General features: G+C 70.7%; 14 protein-coding genes. 10 read left to right on the forward strand and 4 right to left on the reverse strand.

What is annotated here, in order from left to right:
• Nucleotides 1–101: 101 nt before the first annotated feature.
• Nucleotides 102–1,403 (reverse strand): SLBB domain-containing protein, encoded by a 1,302-nt coding sequence (locus ASF41_RS13055; protein ID WP_056493823.1) that lies wholly within the window; start codon nt 1,401–1,403, stop codon nt 102–104.
• Between the two features lie 80 nt (nt 1,404–1,483).
• Nucleotides 1,484–2,944: a lipopolysaccharide assembly protein LapB gene (locus tag ASF41_RS13060; RefSeq protein WP_056493826.1), complete on the reverse strand. Its 1,461-nt coding sequence runs from the start codon at nt 2,942–2,944 to the stop codon at nt 1,484–1,486.
• 744 nt (nt 2,945–3,688) lie between these two features.
• Between ASF41_RS13060 and ASF41_RS13065 the strand changes: the two genes are divergently transcribed.
• From ASF41_RS13065 to ASF41_RS13095, 7 genes are all read left to right on the forward strand, one after another.
• Nucleotides 3,689–4,372 (forward strand): response regulator transcription factor, encoded by a 684-nt coding sequence (locus tag ASF41_RS13065; protein WP_210166985.1) that lies wholly within the window; start codon nt 3,689–3,691, stop codon nt 4,370–4,372.
• A gap of 424 nt (nt 4,373–4,796) precedes the next feature.
• Nucleotides 4,797–5,708, forward strand: a complete 912-nt coding sequence (locus ASF41_RS13070) for a hypothetical protein (protein WP_056493832.1) — start codon at nt 4,797–4,799, stop codon at nt 5,706–5,708.
• Nucleotides 5,702–6,625 carry a hypothetical protein gene (locus tag ASF41_RS24860; RefSeq protein ID WP_056493839.1) on the forward strand — a complete coding sequence of 308 codons (924 nt, stop codon included), beginning with the start codon at nt 5,702–5,704 and terminating at the stop codon, nt 6,623–6,625. The genes ASF41_RS13070 and ASF41_RS24860 overlap by 7 nt, the downstream gene beginning before the upstream one ends.
• The gene (pelF, locus tag ASF41_RS13080) at nt 6,622–8,223 is read left to right on the forward strand and encodes a GT4 family glycosyltransferase PelF (protein ID WP_056493842.1); all 1,602 of its coding nucleotides are present in this window, start codon (nt 6,622–6,624) and stop codon (nt 8,221–8,223) included. The genes ASF41_RS24860 and pelF overlap by 4 nt, the downstream gene beginning before the upstream one ends.
• Nucleotides 8,211–9,656: an exopolysaccharide Pel transporter PelG gene (pelG, locus tag ASF41_RS13085; protein WP_056493846.1), complete on the forward strand. Its 1,446-nt coding sequence runs from the start codon at nt 8,211–8,213 to the stop codon at nt 9,654–9,656. The genes pelF and pelG overlap by 13 nt, the downstream gene beginning before the upstream one ends.
• On the forward strand, nt 9,649–10,620 hold the full coding sequence (locus ASF41_RS13090) for an endo alpha-1,4 polygalactosaminidase (RefSeq protein WP_056493849.1): 972 nt from the start codon (nt 9,649–9,651) through the stop codon (nt 10,618–10,620). The genes pelG and ASF41_RS13090 overlap by 8 nt, the downstream gene beginning before the upstream one ends.
• Nucleotides 10,621–10,748: 128 nt before the next feature.
• Nucleotides 10,749–11,747, forward strand: a complete 999-nt coding sequence (locus ASF41_RS13095) for a GDP-mannose 4,6-dehydratase (RefSeq protein WP_082504371.1) — start codon at nt 10,749–10,751, stop codon at nt 11,745–11,747.
• 103 nt (nt 11,748–11,850) lie between these two features.
• Here the strand turns inward: ASF41_RS13095 and ASF41_RS13100 are convergent, their stop codons facing one another.
• Complete coding sequence (locus ASF41_RS13100; RefSeq protein WP_056215557.1) at nt 11,851–12,090, reverse strand: DUF6894 family protein; 240 nt, start codon at nt 12,088–12,090, stop codon at nt 11,851–11,853.
• A 263-nt stretch (nt 12,091–12,353) separates the two neighbouring features.
• Nucleotides 12,354–13,088 (reverse strand): Crp/Fnr family transcriptional regulator, encoded by a 735-nt coding sequence (locus tag ASF41_RS13105; protein ID WP_056270124.1) that lies wholly within the window; start codon nt 13,086–13,088, stop codon nt 12,354–12,356.
• Between the two features lie 1,209 nt (nt 13,089–14,297).
• Here ASF41_RS13105 and ASF41_RS13120 point away from each other — a divergent pair.
• The 3 genes from ASF41_RS13120 (at nt 14,298) to ASF41_RS13130 (ending at nt 17,499) form a co-directional block, all read left to right on the forward strand.
• A complete protein-coding gene (locus ASF41_RS13120; protein ID WP_056215717.1) occupies nt 14,298–15,206 on the forward strand; it encodes a LysR substrate-binding domain-containing protein in 909 nt (302 codons plus the stop codon).
• A 134-nt stretch (nt 15,207–15,340) separates the two neighbouring features.
• Complete coding sequence (locus ASF41_RS13125) at nt 15,341–16,534, forward strand: CaiB/BaiF CoA-transferase family protein (RefSeq protein ID WP_056493857.1); 1,194 nt, start codon at nt 15,341–15,343, stop codon at nt 16,532–16,534.
• Entirely contained in the window at nt 16,531–17,499 is a 969-nt protein-coding gene (locus ASF41_RS13130; protein WP_244479647.1) for a hydroxymethylglutaryl-CoA lyase, read from the forward strand. The genes ASF41_RS13125 and ASF41_RS13130 overlap by 4 nt, the downstream gene beginning before the upstream one ends.
• Nucleotides 17,500–17,556: the final 57 nt, after the last annotated feature.

A 17,556-nucleotide genomic window follows, 5' to 3' on the forward strand; every position in this document is an offset into this window, starting at 1 on the left:
GCTGAGAGCAACGGCGACCCAAAGCCCTTCGTCTGGACTGCCGACCCGGATCGCATCATCCAGGCCGCAAAGCGCGGGCACCAAATGTTAGACTCGCACCACTAGGGTGCCGCGTCGGCCCGGGATGGGGCCGCCTCGGCGGTGGCGTTCCGGGGATGCTCGTCCCCGCGGGGATCGATCACGACCTTGAGCACGTCGCCGGGCTCGAGGGTGTCGGTCTCCGTGACGGAGAGGACCTGTGCGCCGCCGGCCCCGCTGCGCACGATGCGATAGGCGAGGACCGGATCGCGTGCCCAGCCCGCACTCATCGTCGCGCCCACGACGGAGGCCGTCGACAGGGCGCGTTCGGCGGAGACGATCTCGGCATCGATCAGGGCGATCTCGCGCTCGGCGGCGAGGCGGTGCCGGGCATTGCCCTGGTCCAGGGCCTCGCGGGCCATCCTCTGGCGCTGCTCCGCCTGCAGGATCCCGACTTCGTAGTCGCGCCGGCGTCCCTCCATGTCGATGAAGTCGCGGCGGACGTCGGCGACGCGCTCGCTCTCGACCACCTGCCGGGAGAACAGCGCCTCCATGGTGCGCAACCGGTCGCCGCGGGCCGCGATCTGGGCCCCATAGGTCTCCAGGCGCTTGCGCAGGAGGTCGACCTCGGTGCCGGAGGCGTCCGCCGCGGCCTTGCGCGATCCCTCGTCGCTGGTCTGGAGGCTCGCCTCCAGGCGCAGCACCTTCGCTTCGGCGCCCAGGAGAGCCGCCGCCTCCTCGGGGCCCGCCAGGGTCCGAAGCCGCTCCTGCGCCTCCGTGCCCATCCGTCCCGTAGTCAGCGCGGCCTTGCGCGCCAGCGCGCGCTTCAGCCGGGTGCGGGCACCGTCCTCTCGCTCCCGCTCCCGCAGGGTCTCCACCACCCCCAAGAGGGTGGCGGGATCCTTGTCGCGCCCCCCCGCGAGGGCCACCGCCTGCAGCACGATCATGCCGCCCGCGTACGGATAGGCACCCGGCGCGCGGACGGACCCCACGACGAAGACGGGCGCACGCTGCACGAGGCCGACCGTGACCCCGCCGTGCCGGCCGAAGGCGGTCTCGAAGACGCCCATCAGGTCGGTCTTGAGCGTCTCCAGGGGCTTTCCGGCCGCCGGGACGAAGCCGAAGAACGGTAGCGAGAGGGCGCCACCCTGTTCGACGGCGTATTCGCCCGAGAGGTCCACCCGCTGGTAGAACGTCTGGATCACCGCGGCGGCGCCCGCGGACTGGCCCTTGTCGCCGGGCGCCGGATTGGGGATCTCCATGGTCTCGTAGAAGGTGATCTTGAGCCGGTCCCCGGCGCGGAGGACCGGCCCGCCCTCGGCCAGGGCCGCCCGACCGGCCAGAAGGGTGAGCACCGCGAGGGCGACGGCTCGGCATCTCGACATGACCTCGGCTCCTTGAGTTCGTGGGATTCGGCGTGTTCGTGGGATTCGCCCCGGTGATCGGGGTGTCGTCGGGGCGCCGCTCACTGCACCCTCCGGGCGTCGAGCCCGGCCTTCGCTGTGGATTGAACCTGCGCCTGCTGGGCCTGCGCCTGCCGCGCGATGGTCGCCGGGGCGAGGGCGCTTCGACGCAGGGCGTCGAGGCCGAGGCGCTGCTCCCCGCCATGGCCGAGGCGCTCGGCCAGCCGCAGCTGGACCGGGAGCAAGTCGGTCGGGAGCCGGTCCCGGCGCAGGAGATCGCCCAGGGCCGCCAGGGCCGCCGCGTCGCCGGAGATCAGGCTGACGAGCGCCACCCACTCGATCCGGGCCGGAGCGGTCAGGGTCTCCGGATCGACGGATTCGAGGACGCGGCGGGCCAGGAACGGGTTGCCCTCGTGCAGCGCCAGCCGCGCGGCGAACAGGGGCTGGCGCTGCAGGGCGGCCCAGGACACGCGGGGCCGCAGCGGCGCGATCGCATCGAGGCCGTAGCGCAGGGCCAGGGCTTCCACGATCGCGATCTGCGCCTCGTACCAGCCGGGTTCGGCGAGGATCCGCGAGGCCTTGCGCCAGAGCGCCGCGACGTCTCCCACCGCATAGGCGGCCGCCACGTAGCCGGCCACCGCGTCGGAGGAAGGCGGTGGACCGCCCTGCGCCCAGTCTTCGAGGAGCAGGGTGGCGATGCGCCGGTTCCCGTCCTCGGCCACCACCCGCGCCAGGTAGAAGCGCGTCTCCGGGCTGAGGGCGATCACCTGCGCGCCGAGGGCGACGGCGGAAGCCGGGTCCCCCCGCGCCGCCATCCGGCGCACCACGTGCACGCCGAGCCAGGGCTTGTCGCGCCAATCGGCGATCCAATGGCCGGCGCGCTCGGCGGCCTCCTCCCGCAGGCCTTCGGCGAGAAGGAGGTCGAACAGGACGATCCGACCGATCTCCTGCGTGCCCGGCATCAGCGCGTCGGCCCGGCGCAGGGCGTCCAACGCCGCCGCCCGCTCCCCGGCCCAGGACAGGAGAATGCCCAGGCGCTCGACGTCCACGGGCCGCAGCAGCGTCTCGTCGACGATGCCCTTCAGGAATTCGCGCTCCTCGTCGAGGCGCTCCTGGGCCCGGTAGAGGTCGAGGAGCGCCCACAGGCGCGGCCGGGTCGGGGCCAGGGCCACCAGGGTCACCAGGGTGCGGGTGGCGGCCGGACGGTCGTCGGACGCCCGGTAGAGATTGGCGAGCCATTCCAGGGCCTGCACGTCCCCGGGCCGCTCCACCAGGTACCGCTCGAGGAGATCCTCCGCGAGCCCCCGGTTGCCGGTGGACTCGAGGGCGCGTGCGGCCGCCGCGAGGAAGGCCGGATCCCGGCGTCCCAGGGCGAGAAGCCGCGCCAACTCGCTCGCAGCCTCGCTGGTTCGCCCGTCCCGCGCCAGCATCGCGAGCTGCTCCTCGGAGCCGGGCGAGAGGGCGTAGGCGGTCGCGGCGGCGGCAAAGGCCCAGAGACCGAGGAAGCGCCAGCCGATCCTCATGGCCGCCCCGCCGCGCCCGCGCGTCCGGGTTCACGAAGACGACCGATCGACGATGTGCCGTAACTGGCCAACATGACGCGTTGTCCGCACCCAAGCCCCGATGCGAGCCATGAGAGCGAGTAAAAAACAAAACACAAGAATTCAAAACTAAGGTTTTCAAGCTGAATGATACCGCGAATGCGCTCAAAACCAGTGAAGCTAATTCCTTTTCGCTAGAAAATGGACTCTTCTGCGATCGGGATATGCTCACCGGAAGCAGACCAATCTCGGTCAACCGACGTAGGAGACCGTGAGCGCCGCCACTCGGGAACGATACCGTCCGCTGCCCATGCGGCCTGCAGAGGACAGTCCCTCAGCCGCGAGTGGGGATACCATCGCGCGCCGACGCCTGCGTTCTACAAGTTTTCAGCAGAGCATTCTGAGCCGGCTTTCCGCGATCGATTCCAAAGGAGATCGGTAATTCGCTATTCAGAAAGTCGAAAAACTACCGATATCTTATCAAGGATTAACACCAAAACGATTGTTAAGTAATCGCTTGTAATCCGCACAATCCCATTGTAGCTAATCAAATCGTCGCGGCAAACATCTCGGACCTCACGAGTGACGCTGGAGTCGGCGCATACCGAAGATCGCATGGGAGGGCTGACTATGTCACTCGTCGCAATCGAATCGGGCATTTCCGTTGCGAGGTCTGAACAATCCACGGTCGTCATCATCGACCCCCGGGTCCTGTTCCGGGAGAGCTTGATCTCCCAGATCCAGAAAAGTACCGACGCCCCCCAGGTCCTGGGCTTCTGCAGCGTCGGACTCTGGCAGAAGGCCGCGACGGAACGGCCCCCGGCCTCCGTCATCGTGATCGCGGCGACCCATCGTAGCATCGCCCAGATGGAGAGCGAACTGGATACCCTCGTCAGCGTCAGTCCCGGCGTTCCGATCGTCCTCCTGTCGGAACTCGAGGATTACCATCAGGTCACCGAGGCGATGCGACGGGGGCTCAGCGGGTTCATCCCGATGACGAGTTCCGTGAAGGTGGCCCAGAGCGCCATCGCCCTGGTGCTGGCCGGCGGCTGCTTCGTCCCGTCCGGGATCGTCTGCACGCCCCCCGCGCCTCCGGCCGCGGAGGCGCGCGGACGCGGGTCGGTCCGGCTGACGGAGCGCGAGGCGGCCGTGCTCGGTGTCCTGCAGATCGGCAAGCCGAACAAGGTGATCGCCTATGAACTCAATATGTGCACCAACACGGTGAAGGTGCATGTGCGCAACATCATGAAGAAGCTCCAGGCCAAGAACCGGACCGAGCTCGCCTATCTGGTGAACACCAAGGGCGTGGTGTCCTGGGCTCCCCATCTCGGCGGCGCCTGGTCCCACGCGCGGCCCTCCGCGGATCAGGCGAAGGCCGCGCAGACCCTGACGGTGACGCACAACGCCTGATGCGGGCTCCGCTCGATCTCGAAGCGGTGCCCGTATCGGCAAGCCGGCGCGGCGCTCGAGCGAAGCCCGCATCCGCCATCCCCAAGGGATCGGACGGATGTGGTCCGACACGGGGCTTCGCCCACCGCCCGGGGCCGAGCCGCGCCCGGCCGACCGGGCGCGCCCCCTCGGCCGGGCGGAAGACGGGCGGCCGGACGGGTAACACGGACGGATGACAGCATTGGTCCTGCGCTAATCCAAGATCGCTAGGTCCGGCGATATTTCTTCGCAGCTGAATTCCTGCTCTTTTCAAGATGTTTCAGGATCTTGCGGTGCGCCGGCGATCGACTTCGATGGCCTGCCGCGGATGCCTGTGGGAGGCCATGCGGTGACGACTGCGGCGGCGGGTGAGCGGGGCGCATCGGATCAGGATCGGTCCAGCCCGTTGCTGGGATGGCGGCGCTACGTCCCGGAGGCCATCGGCCTCGTCCTGTTCCTGGTCCTGATCGACCACTTGGTCTTCGACGGCAGCCGCTACGCCTGGATGACACCCCGGCCGTTCTGGATCCCGGTCATCCTGATCTCGGCGCAGTACGGCCTCGCGGGCGGCGTCTTCGCCACCCTGGTGGCGACCCTGGCGCTGTACAGCTCGGCGCTGCCCTCGCAGCTCGCGACCCAGGATTACTACGCCTACTCACGCCAGGTCGTCGCCGAGCCGACGGCGTGGCTGGCCTGCGCCCTGGTCCTCGGCGGGTTGCGCAGCCTCCACATCTTCCACGCGGCCGAGTTGCGCCAGCAGCGGGACGACGCCCTCGACGAGGCCGACAGCCTCGGCCGGGGCCTCTCGGCCGCCATGGCGGAAATCGGTCGCCTCGAACTCCGATTCGCCGCCGAGACCCGCACCCTCGGCAGCGTGAGCAAGGCCTTCGCCTGCCTGGACGCCGAGGACGGCCTCCGCCTGGCGACGAGCCTGGCGGAGCTGGGCCGCCGGCTCGTGGGAGCCTCCCGACTCACGGTCTACGCGGCCACGCCCCGGGGCCTCGCCCCCCTGGCCACGGTCGCGGAGGGCGGAGCGCGCGACCGGGCCACCGCACCGGCCATCGATGGCACGCTGGCCGAAACCGTCGCGCAGGCGCCGGACCGGCTCTGGCGCCGGGATCGCGCCGCGGATGCCCGGAGACTGCCGGACGGCGCGGTCCTCGCCGTCGCCCTTCCGGCCCACGGCGCCCCGGGCCCGCGCGGCCTGCTCCTGATCGAGGGCCTGCTGCCCAACCAGACCCTCGCCGAAGCCGCGCCGCGCGCGCTGGACCTGGCGCTGGCCATGGGGAGCTTGGTGGCCGGGGCGGAGCGATGCTGATCGACGTCCCGGATCCGCTCGCTGCGGCGCGGCCCCGGACCGCCTGGGACGCGCACCTTCGCGTCCCCCGTTCCCCGACCGCGGTCGCCCTCGCCACGGCGCTCGGGGAGCTCGCCCTCGCCGCGGCGCTGCTCCATGCCCTCGTGGGTCCCGTCGTCGTCCTCGCGGGGCATGTCGGCCTGTGCCTGATCCTCGGCCTGCGCACCCTGCAGGACGCTCAGGCACCGGGCGAGGCGGCGCGGCTGGCGCACCTCACCCTCTGGACCTTCATCGGCGGTCCCTTCGGCACCCTCCTGGCGATCGGCCTCGCGCTCCTCGATCGCGGCGCGGCGCCTCCGCGACCGGCCGAGGCTTTCGGAACCTGGCTCGAGACGGAGGGTCATCTCGACCCGCGAACGGATTGCGGCCGGCTCAGCAGTGACCTGCGCGATGGGCGTCTCCGGGTCGGCAAGGCCAGCAGTGTGGTGCCCCTGGCGGACATCCTCGATGGCGGCGCGAAGGAAGCCAAGTTCGAGGCGCTGGCGATCGTGGGGCGGCGCTTCGATCCGTGCCTGACCCATGTGATCCGCGCCGCGCTCCAGGATACCGACGCCTCCGTGCGCGTGCTGGCCTCGACGGTCCTCGCCAAGCTCCAGACCCGCTTCACCCGGGACCTCATCGCCCTGGAGGTGGCCGTCGCCCAGGCCCCGGGCGCGGCCGGCCCCTGGCTCGCCCTCGCGGCGGCGCGCCGCGCCTACGCAGAGTCGGGCCTGACGGAGGCCCTGCAGGCCCGCACGGAGATGGCAGCCGCCCGCGTCGCCGCGAGCCAGGCCCTGGCGGCCGAACCGGAGAACACGGCCGCCCGGGCGCTTCTGGCCGCCATCGAGGCCGAGAGCGGCGTTCCGACGCCGCCCCTCCCGCGGGAGGCCCTGCCGTGAGTACGCAGACCGCCTCCGGCCCATCGGACGTGTGCCTGCTCGTGGAGGGCGGGTACCCCTACCTCCTCGGCGGCGTCTCCTCCTGGACCGACAGCTTCATCCGCAGCTTTCCGGACAAGCGCTTCAGCCTCGTGGCCTTCACGACCTCGGACCAGGAACGGACCCGGAAGTTCGACCTTCCGGCGAACGTCGAGCGCATCGTCGACGTGCCCATCGACGCCTGCCCGCCGGGACGCCTGCCGCTCCTGCGGGGGCGGGAAGCGATCGCGCCGCTGATCCGGGACCTGCAGGCCGTCCTCACCGATGGGGGCGCGCAGGCCTGGGTCCGGTGCGTCCGGGAGCTCGACCGGTGCGATCTCCGGCAGCGGGCCCTGCTCGATTCGCGCCCGGCCTGGACCGCGCTCGAACGGATCTACGAGGAGATGCTCCCCGGGGCGCCCCTCGTCGATTTCTTCTGGACCTGGCGCTTCCTGGCCCGCAGCCTCATCGCGATCGCCACCGCGCCGATCCCGCCGGCCCGCATCTATCACGCCATCTCGACAGGCTATCCGGGACTGTTCGGGGCCCGGGCCAAGGCCCTGACGGGGCGGCCCTTCGTGGTGACCGAGCACGGCATCTACACCAACGAGCGCCGGATCGAGCTCTCCGTCGCCGACTGGATCTACGAGTCCGGCGCGGGCGGGTTCGACGTCACCGGCACGGCTCCCGAGCTGCGACGGGTCTGGCTGAACGCCTTCAACGCCATGGCGCGGATCACCTATGACGCCGCCGACCTCATCACGACGCAGTTCCGGACCAACCAGCTCTACCAGATCGAGGATGGGGCAGCCGAGGCGAAGCTGTGCATGATCCCGAACGGCATCCGCCTCGACCAGTTCGCCGACATCCCGCCCGGTCCGCAGCCGCGCCGCCCCACCGTCCTCCTGGTCGGCCGCCTCGTTCCGATCAAGGACATCCGCACCTTCATCGAGGCGGCCGGCCTGCTGCGCCGTCAGGTCCCCGACGTCGACGCGATCATCATCGGGCCCGAGGACGAGGATCCCGCCTACGCGGCCGAGTGCCGGGCCCTGGTGCGCCAGCTCGGCCTGCAGAACACCGTCCGGTTCCTCGGCCGGGTTCGGGACGTGAAGACCTATTTCGGACAGACCGACGTCATCGCCCTCACCAGCATCAGCGAGGCCCAGCCCCTGTCGATCCTGGAGGCGGGAGCCGCCGGCGTGCCCGCGGTGACGACCGATGTCGGCTCGTGCCGCGAGATCCTCGAAGGACCGGACGGGCCCGACTCCGACACGGCGGGCGGATTGGTCGTGCGCGCCTGCGACCCGCAGGCGACGGCCGATGCCCTCGCGCGCCTCCTGCGCGACGGCGACCTGCGGGCGCGCATGGGCCGGAGCCTGCGCGCGCGCATCCGTACGGTGTTCGATCAGGACCGGGTCGTCGGGCTCTACGAGGCGCTTTATGCCTCGCTCGACCCGGCCTCGCTCGACCCGGCCTCGCTCGACCCGGCCTCGCTCGATCCACCAGCCCCCCGAAGCTCTCAATCCCTGCGGGATGACGGTCCGGCGGCGGAGATCGGGAGGATTCCATGGCCGGCCTAGGCTTCGCCCTCGAGCGCATGACGCAGGGGCGCTCCCTCACCAGTACCGCCGGAGCCTACGTCTACGCGGCCCTGCTGGTGGCGGGTCCGTGGATCTTCACGGTCCTGGCGATCGGCGGCATCGATCTCGCCGCCTGTCCAACCGACGACTGTCCCGGACTGCCGCTCTTCCGCTCGGTCATCATCTACAACGCCCTGATCTCGGCGATTCTCACCGGCCCGATCGCCTTCGTCTGCACGCGCTTCGTCTCGGACCAGGTCTGGCTGAAGCGCGACACGAGCGTCACCTACGCGTTCGTCGCCGCGCAGGCCCTCTTCGCCGCCGCGGCCCTCGTCGTCGCCGGCCCGCTCTACCTGTTCGCGGCGGACCTGCCCGGCCCGGATACGGTGGCCGGTCTGCAGAACCTGCTGCTGATGGGCGCGGCCTGGCTCCTGATCCCCTTCATGGGCGCGATCCGGAGCCACGTCATCGTCGCCGTGGCCTTCGGCGCCGGTGCGGCCGTCATGGTCGCGCTCATCGCGATCGCCCCGAGCAGCGAGCCGCTCCGGCTCCTCACGGCCTTCAACATCGGGCTGACGGTCATCGATCTCGTCCTCGCCCGCCGCCTGCTGCAGGAATACGGGGTGGCGCTCGTGCCCGATGCCGCGCTGGCGCGGTCCCTGCGCTCGCACTGGGACCTGCCGCTGATCGGGCTCACCTGCGCCCTCGGCCTCTGGGTCGACAAGCTCATCATGTGGGTCGCCGCGCCCGTCGGCGTGACCACGGTGGGCGGCGCCTTCCGGACCATGCCGAACTACGACACGCCGATGTTCTGGGCGCAGCTCGCGTCGATCCCCATCCTGGCGGTGTTCTTCGTCCACGTGGAGACCAACTTCTTCCGCCTGAGCCGCGCCTTCTACGGCAGCCTCGCCCACGGGGTCAGCCGTCGCGACCTCGCGCGAAAGCAGGCACGCCTGTCGCGCTTCGTCATGGCCAAGCTGTCCGGGTTGTTCATCGCCCTCGCGGCCGTCGCCCTCATCGCCATCCTGGTCTCCTACGTGGCGATCGAACCCCTCGGACTGCGGGCGAGCCAGATGGGCATCCTGCGGGCGGCCCTGGTCGGAATGGTGTTCCAGACCAGCGCCTCCTTCTGCTTCATCTTCCTGCTCTACTTCGACCTGCGCCGCCACGCCCTCGCGGTCTCGGCGACGTATTGCATCCTGAACGGAACGCTCACCGCCGCCCTCCTGCCCCTCGGATTCCCGTTCTTTGGATACGGCAACCTGTTCGCCTCGGCCCTCACGTTCCTCCTCGCGGTGACGCTCCTCGCCCACGAGCTGCCGTGGCTGCATTTCCATGCCTTCGTCACCAACAACACGTCCCTGCGGCCGGCCGAGGCACGGGCCCGGCCGGTTCGCCGCTACTTTCGATTCAGAAGGTCGAGCGATGCGTGATCCCGCCGATGGACGCCGCAGCGTCGGGCGTCCAAGCATCCTGCGTCCAAGCATCCTGCATCCCAGCATCCTGCGCCCCAAAATCTTGCGCCGAAGCGTCCTGCGGCTGCTCGCCGGCCTCGGGGCCGCGGGCCTGCTCCTCGACCGGCCGGCCCGCGCGCGCGACCGGCTCCGCCACCCCCATCTGGCCTGGACGCTGTTCTACGGCGAAGACCTGGAGCCGGCCGCATTCGAGGGCTTCGACCTCGTCGTGCTCGATCCGGGCTTCAAGAGCCCCCTGACGCCGATGCGGGACCTCGGAACCGAGATGCTCGGCTATCTCAGCCTCGGCGAGATCAAGCGCACGAGTCCCTTGTTCGCGCAGCTCGACGACCCGGATCTCCTCCTCGGCGAGAACCCGAACTGGCCCGACACCGTGCTGTGCGACGTGCGCCGGCCCGCCTGGCGTGCCCTGATCCTGGACGTCGCGATTCCGGCTCTGCTGGAGCGCGGGTTCTCCGGGCTGTTCTTCGACACCCTCGACACCCCGCCCCATCTCGAGCAGACCGACCCCGAGCGCTATGCCGGCATGCGCTCGGCCGCCATCGACCTCGTCCGAACCATCCGCCGGCGCCATCCCGACCGGATGCTGCTGATGAATCGCGGCTACGCCCTGCTGCCCGAGCTCATCGGGCAGGTCGACGGGGTCGTCGCCGAGAGCCTGCTGACGACCTACGACGCCCCAGCGAACGGCTACCGCTGGACGGAGCCCCGCGAACTCGACCCGCACCGGCAGGCCCTGCGCCCCCTCGCCGAGGCGGAGCCGCCGGTACCGATCCTCAGCCTGGATTACTGGGACGCCGAGGACAGCGCGACCATTCGCGAGATCTACACCCGTGAACGCGCCCTCGGGCACCGCCCCTACGTCGGGCAGATCCTGCTCGACCGGGTCCTGCGCGAGCCGCACGCCCGTGCTGAGCGCTGAGCATCCTTCGGCCCACGCCCGAAATCCCGCTGAAAGCTTCCTAATCCGTTTGTGTCGATTGCGCAGATCCTGACCGTGCGCTGAACTACTTGAAACTGTGTTTCGGGAAAGCCGTTGGGGAGCATGAGATGGACGGAACAGCATGGCAGGGCAAGCGGGTCGCGGTGACCGGCGCCGGCGGATTCATCGGCAGCCACCTCGTGGACGCCCTGGTGCGGGCCGGCGCCGAGGTCACGGCGATCGTGCGCTACAATTCCGGCGCCCGGGTCGGCAACCTCGACTTCCTCGACCCCGAGGTCCGGGCCGCGATGACGGTGGCCTTCGGCAACATCGAGGACAGCGACTTCATCTACCAGACCCTCGAGGGCCTGGACGTCGTGCTGCACCTCTGCGCCCTGATCGCGATTCCCTATTCCTACGAGGCGCCGCGCAGCTACGTCCGCGCCAACATCGAGGGCACCCTGAACGTGCTCCAGGCCGGGCGCCGCAGCGCCGTCGGGCGGATCGTCCATACGAGCACCTCGGAGGTCTACGGGACGGCCCTGCGCACGCCGATCGACGAGACCCACCCGCTCCAGGGGCAGTCTCCCTATTCCGCCTCCAAGATCGCCGCCGACAAGCTCGCCGAGAGCTATGCCCGCTCGTTCGAGCTGCCGGTGGTGACCCTGCGGCCCTTCAACACCTACGGGCCGCGCCAAAGTGCCCGCGCCTTCATCCCGACCATCATCTCGCAGGCCTTCGCCCGGGACGAGATCCGCCTCGGCTCCCTGACGCCGGAGCGCGACATGACCTACGTCTCCGACACGGTGGCGGGCTTCCTCGCGGCCGGCTCGCAGCCGGGCATCGAGGGGATGACGATCAATCTCGGCACGGGCGAGACCTACTCGGTCGGCTGGTTCGCCCACCGCATCCTCGAACTGATGGGTGTCGACAAGCCGATCGTGACCGAGGCGCAGCGGATGCGGCCGGAGCAGAGCGAAGTGCTCAAGCTGATCTCCGACAACGGTCTGGCGCGCCGCGCCATGGGCTGGGCGCCGCGGATGTCGATCGATGACGGCCTCTGCCGGATGATCGACTTCGTCCGCTCGAACCCCGGCTTCTACGCCACCGACCGTTACGTCACCTGACCCGGGCGCCCTGTCCCTGGCGCGGCGTTTCGCCAACCCGGCCCGGGCCGGCGCCGGACGCAACCGGGGCTTCCCCGGCGTGACGGGGGGCCCTGACCGGCGATCAGCGAAGCAACCAGGTTCCGATGCAACACAGGGCGGCCGAATACACCGGATGGCCCTCGTCGTCCGTCACCAGCACCGTGAAGGCTTGGCAATGTCCGTCCGCCCAACCTTCGTGGATCGCGATCTCGGGCAGGATGCGCTTGGCATGAAGGACGGCTTCCCGCGGACCCGCGAATTCCGTACCGACATCGTCGCGCTCGGTGTGTCCGTCGTAGATGTCGAAGAAGTACCGAGGCATGGATCCCTCCGCACAGGCCCCGAAGAGCCGCGACGGCTCGTACGTGCGGGAAGGCCTCGAAGGAGCGCGATCACCGGACGCGAATCCTGTTCAGCACGCCGGCGGGCGGCATTGATCCATCGCAATGCAGGCGAAAGATCGCGGATCATGGTCGGCAAGCTGTCCATGGTGACAGCCGCTACCGCTGGTGTCTGGGCCTCTCCAAACAGGCGCCGGCGGTGGCGTCATGCCTCCGGACGGCCGCGGCATCGCGGGCCGACGGCCTACGCCACACGCGGTGCGTTCGCCTCGGGCGCGAGGTGCAGGTAGGCCGGGTCGAACATCGCGAAGTCCTTGAGCGCTTCGACATCGGGGATGGCCACCCGCTTGCCGTCGAGGGCGATCAGCCTCCGGCGCTTCAGGCTCCCGAGCGTCCTGTTCACATGAACGGGCGACAATCCGAGCGCATCGCTCAGGTCGACCTGCGTGAGGGGAAGCTCGTACCCGTTCCCGGTCGCCAGCCCGACGGATTGGAAGCGCACCAGAAGTTCGCAGAAGACATGCGCGAGCCGCCTGTCGGCCGGGCGATGCCCCACGACGAGCAACCACTCGCGCAGGATCGCCTCATCGACCAGCGCGGCGCAGCGAAGGACGTGATCCAGCGACGGATAGCTGGCCGTGAGCCGGCCCAGAACGTCGTGCGGGACGCGCGCCACCTCGCACAGGGTGAGTGTCGCGATGGAATGGTCGAGCGCACCGATGATCGGCACGTTGAGATCGCAGACATCCCCCGGAATGAGGAAGGCGAGGATGACCCGGGTCCCGTCCGGCAGGAATTTGCAGCGGCAGGCCAGTCCGCTGCGAATGATGTGGAGGTGATCCGGAACGTCGCCCTCCGAGACGATGTCCGTCCGGGGACCGACGAAGCGGCCGTGAACGTTGGCCTGCTCGAGAGCGTCCCGGTCCGCATCCGAAAGACTGAAACGAGGTTCGAACTTGCGGATAAAAGATCCGAACACGTGCCCCTCTGAAGTCGCCACCGAAGATCAACATTTGATATTAGATCATAGTGATCCTCGAAAATATATATTGAAAAAGTATGATCGTCTCCGATCAGCATCAGGATCGGATAAGTCGCTTTTGACGGATCATGATGGGTCTGACGCTCGATATCGCGATCATCCAGGGCAGGATGCTTGCGAAGGGGTAGAGAATCCGAAGCATTACCCGAAGCTCTGATCTTCGGAAGAGCGTCGCGGCCGAGACGCATCGCAGGGCCCACGATGGCGCGCTCATTCCCACCCGGGCGGCGCCTTCACCTCTCCGGGGCCTCTGTCCGCCCCCTCGGGCGTTCGGAGGGTGGCGCCGGGAACGTCGGCGGCGCGGGAACCTCCGGCACTGCGGGCGGCGCGAGGGGCCGCGTCGTGGCGGCCGAGATCCGTCAGGGTCCGGCAGCGCCCGTCGTTCAGGGGCAGCGACGTGTCGAGGTCGTGGGGCAGAGCGGGAAGCCGAAGCGGGAAACCCCGAAAGGGCAGGGCGAGCGTCGGCCGCCGCCACGCGGTCGCGATCGGCCCGAACCGCTGCGCCGACGTGGTCACCCCCCGGACCTCGTCCGCACCGCCGGCCATGGCGTGCGGGACGATTCCGTCGCCTCGGCGGTCGTCCTGTCCGAAGGGGCCCGCCCGAGCACGCGGACCGACCGGGTCGCGGCGCTCGCCCGCTGCGACACCCTCCCGGACGACCTGCCGTCCGCGTCTTCCCGCCTGTAGCCCTGTCCCTCGACACCGCCGTCCTGCGGCTCTCCCGGCCCGTGCCCGGACGCGAACCGCTCCGGCTCGGCCGGCCCACCGTGCCCCAGGCGCTGCCCCTCACCGAGGCGGGGCTGTCGCGCCAGGGGCGTCGGCTTCCTCAGGACGACCCGCCTCGACCCGGTGCTGCGCACCACGACGGGCCTCCCCATCGCGGTCGCCCGCGGCGGGGCTGAGGCCTGCATGGGGGATTCCGGCGGCCCCGTGGTCGCCGACGGCCCGGGCGTCCGGGGCGTCGCCGGCGCCATCCGCTGGCCCGAGGCCGGCCCATCGGCCCCGGAGGCCGGTTCTCCGGGCCTTCGGAGACGGACGCGCCGATCTGCCGCCGCCGGGCTGGTCCGTCGGGCCGTCCGGCGCTGTAGTCTCGCCGGAGCCCCGGGGTGCAGTCCGCGCCGGTCGGGGCCGGTGAGAGGGATGGACATGCTGGCCCCGACGCTCCTGCGGCGCCTCGATCCGACGACGCTGCGCCTGTTCGTGGCGATGTGCGAGGACGGCACCCTGACCCAGGCGGCCCGGCGGGCGGCGATCGCCCCCTCCGCCGTCAGCAAGCGCCTGGTCGAGCTGGAGCAGAGTCTCGGCGTCCAGCTGATGACGCGCCAGGCGCGGGGCATGGTGATGACCCCGGCCGGGGAGACCCTGCTCCATCACGCCCGGCGCATGCTGCACGACGTCGAGCAGATCGTGGTGGAGCTCGCCGAGCACGCCAAGGGCGTCCGGGGCATCGTGCGGATGTTCGCCAACCTGTCGGCTATCGTGCAGTTCCTGCCCGAGGACCTGCGCGCCTTCCTGGCGCGCCAGGAGGCCATCAAGATCAGCCTGGAGGAGCGCCCGAGCGGCGGCGTGGTGGCCGGCGTCGAGGCGGGCCTGGCCGAGCTCGGCATCTGCTCCGGCAGTATCCCGGCCCGGGACCTGACCAGCGTGCTCTACCGCCGCGACAGCCTCGTCGTGGTCATGCGCCACGACCATCCCCTGGCGGACCGGCCCGCACTCGCCTTCCGGGACACCCTCGACCACGACTTCGTCGGGCTGCACGCCGAGAGCTCGATCTATGCCAGCGTGCGCGGCGAGGCGCAGAGCATCGGCCGCCCCTTGCGCCTGCGCGTCCACGTGCCGGGCTTCGACGCGGTCCTGCGCATGGCCCAGGCCGATATGGGGCTCGGCGTGGTGCCCCTCGGAGTCTTCGCCCTCCTGGGAAGCGCCATGGACCTCGCCGCGATCCCCCTCACCGACCCCTGGGCCCAGCGCGAATTGCGCATCGTCTCCCGCCCCGGCGAACGCTCCCCGGCGGCGAGCCTCCTCGTCGCGAGCCTCACCGCCGACGCGGCCTGAGCCGCGAAGCGTTCTCCGGACGCGAACGGTCGTCGCCGAAAGACGGTTGGCCTTCGCCGGCCCTGCGCGGCTATCGATGGGCAGGAAGACGATTCGAGAAGACCGTCGCCGACAGACCACCGGAGGAACCGTTCATGGCCGGACCGCTCGCCGGAATCCGCGTTCTCGAACTCGGACAGCTCATCGCCGCCCCCTTCGCCGCCCGCCTGATGGCGGAGTTCGGTGCCGAGGTGATCAAGGTCGAGGCACCGGGGGAGGGCGATCCCCTTCGCAAGTGGCGCAAGCTGCACGCGGGCACCTCCCTCTGGTGGTACCTCCAGTCCCGCAACAAGAAGTCCATCGCCATCGACCTGAAGGCGCCGGAGGGCGCCGCGGTGGTGCGGGCGCTCGCCACCAGCGCCGACGTGGTCATCGAGAATTTCCGCCCCGGGGGCCTGGAGAAGCTCGGGCTGGGCTGGGCGGACCTCTCCGCCCTCAACCCCAACCTCGTCATGGTCCGGATCTCCGGCTACGGCCAGACCGGTCCCTACCGCGACCGGCCGGGCTTCGGCGCCATCGGCGAGGCGATGGGCGGCCTGCGCTTCACCACCGGCCATCCGGACAGCCCGCCCGCCCGCGTCGGCGTCAGCATCGGCGACACCCTGGCCTCCCTGCACGGGGTCATCGGCGCGCTGATGTCGCTCCTCCACGTCAAGACCGCCGGCGGCAAGGGCCAGGTCATCGACGTCTCGCTGGTGGAGAGCGTCTTCAACGTGATGGAGAGCCTCGTCCCGGAATACGACCTCCTCGGCGAGGTCCGCACCCGGACGGGCGGCGCCCTGCCGGGCATCACGCCCTCGAACACCTACCCGACCCAGGATGGCGGCTACGTCGTCATCGCGGGCAACAGCGACCCGATCTTCCGGCGCCTGATGCGGGCGATCGGCCGGCCCGACCTCGCCGACGACCCGGCCCTGCGCAGCAACGACGGCCGCTCCGCCCAGGCCGCGCGGCTCGACGCGGCCATCGCGGACTGGTCGGGCGCGCGCAGCATCGCGGATGCGCTGGAGGCCCTGGAGGCGGCGCAGGTCCCCGCCGGCCGGATCTACTCGGTGGCCGACATCGTCGCCGACCCGCACTACCAGGCCCGCGACATGATCCTGCCGACCGCGCTGCCCGGCGGCACGGCGGTGAAGATGCCCGGCATCGTGCCCAAGCTCTCCGAGACCCCCGGAGAGGTGCGCTGGTCCGGTCCGGCCCTCGGCGCCCACACCGACGCGGTGCTGGCGGATCTCGGCTACGACGCCGCGGCGATCGCGGCCCTGCGGACCACGGGAGCGGTGGCGTGAGCGGCGGCCTGAGGCGCAGCGGGACGGGAAGCCCGGGCGACGAGACGCCCCTGATCGTCCAGGAGGTCGCGCCCCGCGACGGCCTGCAGATCGAGCCCGCCTTCGTCGAGACCGCCGACAAGGTCGCGCTGATCGACGCCCTCTCGGCGGCGGGCTTCAGCCGGATCGAGGCGACCTCGTTCGTCTCGCCCAAGGCGGTTCCCGCCTTGCGCGACGCCGCCGAGGTGCTGGCCCGGATCACCCGGCGCCCGGGCACGCTCTACGTCGCCCTGGTGCCGAACCTGAAGGGCGCCGAACGGGCGCTCGCGGCCCGCGCCGACGAGCTCAACCTCGTCATGTCGGCGAGCGAGACCCACAACCGCGCCAATATGGGCCTGACCCGCGAGGCCTCCCTCGACGCCTTCGCGCGGATCGTCGCGGCGGCGCGCGGCACCGGCGTGCGCCTCAACGCGACGGTGGCCACCGCCTTCGGCTGCCCCTTCGAGGGCGGCCAGCCGGCGGAGCGGGTCCTCGACATCGTCGCGCGCTACCGCGCCCTCGGGATCGACGGCATCACGCTGGCCGACACCACCGGCATGGCCAACCCGCGCCAGGTCGGCGACCTCGTGGCCCCCGCCCTCCGGCTCGTCCCGGCCGAGGCGCTGACGCTCCACTTCCACAACACCCGCGGCCTCGGCCTCGCCAACGTGCTGGCGGCGCGGGCGGTCGGCGCCCTGCGCTTCGACGCGGCCCTCGGCGGCCTCGGCGGCTGCCCCTTCGCCCCGGGGGCCACCGGCAACATCTGCACCGAAGACCTCGTGAGCATGGCCCACGAGATGGGCATCCCCACCGGCCTCGACCTCGACGGGCTGATCGCCCTGTCGCGCGGGCTGCCGGCCCTCGTCGGCCATCCCGTCCCGGGGCAGGTGGCCCAGGCCGGGCGCCCCGGCGACCTCCACCCGCCGCCGCCCGGGATCGCGGCCTGAGGCGGGGGTTCGACGCAAGACAAGCCCAACACGCAAGATCGGCAGAACCCGCAAGAC

This window comes from Methylobacterium sp. Leaf111 (genome assembly GCF_001423285.1).
In the GTDB taxonomy this organism is placed as follows: Bacteria; Pseudomonadota; Alphaproteobacteria; order Rhizobiales; family Beijerinckiaceae; genus Methylobacterium.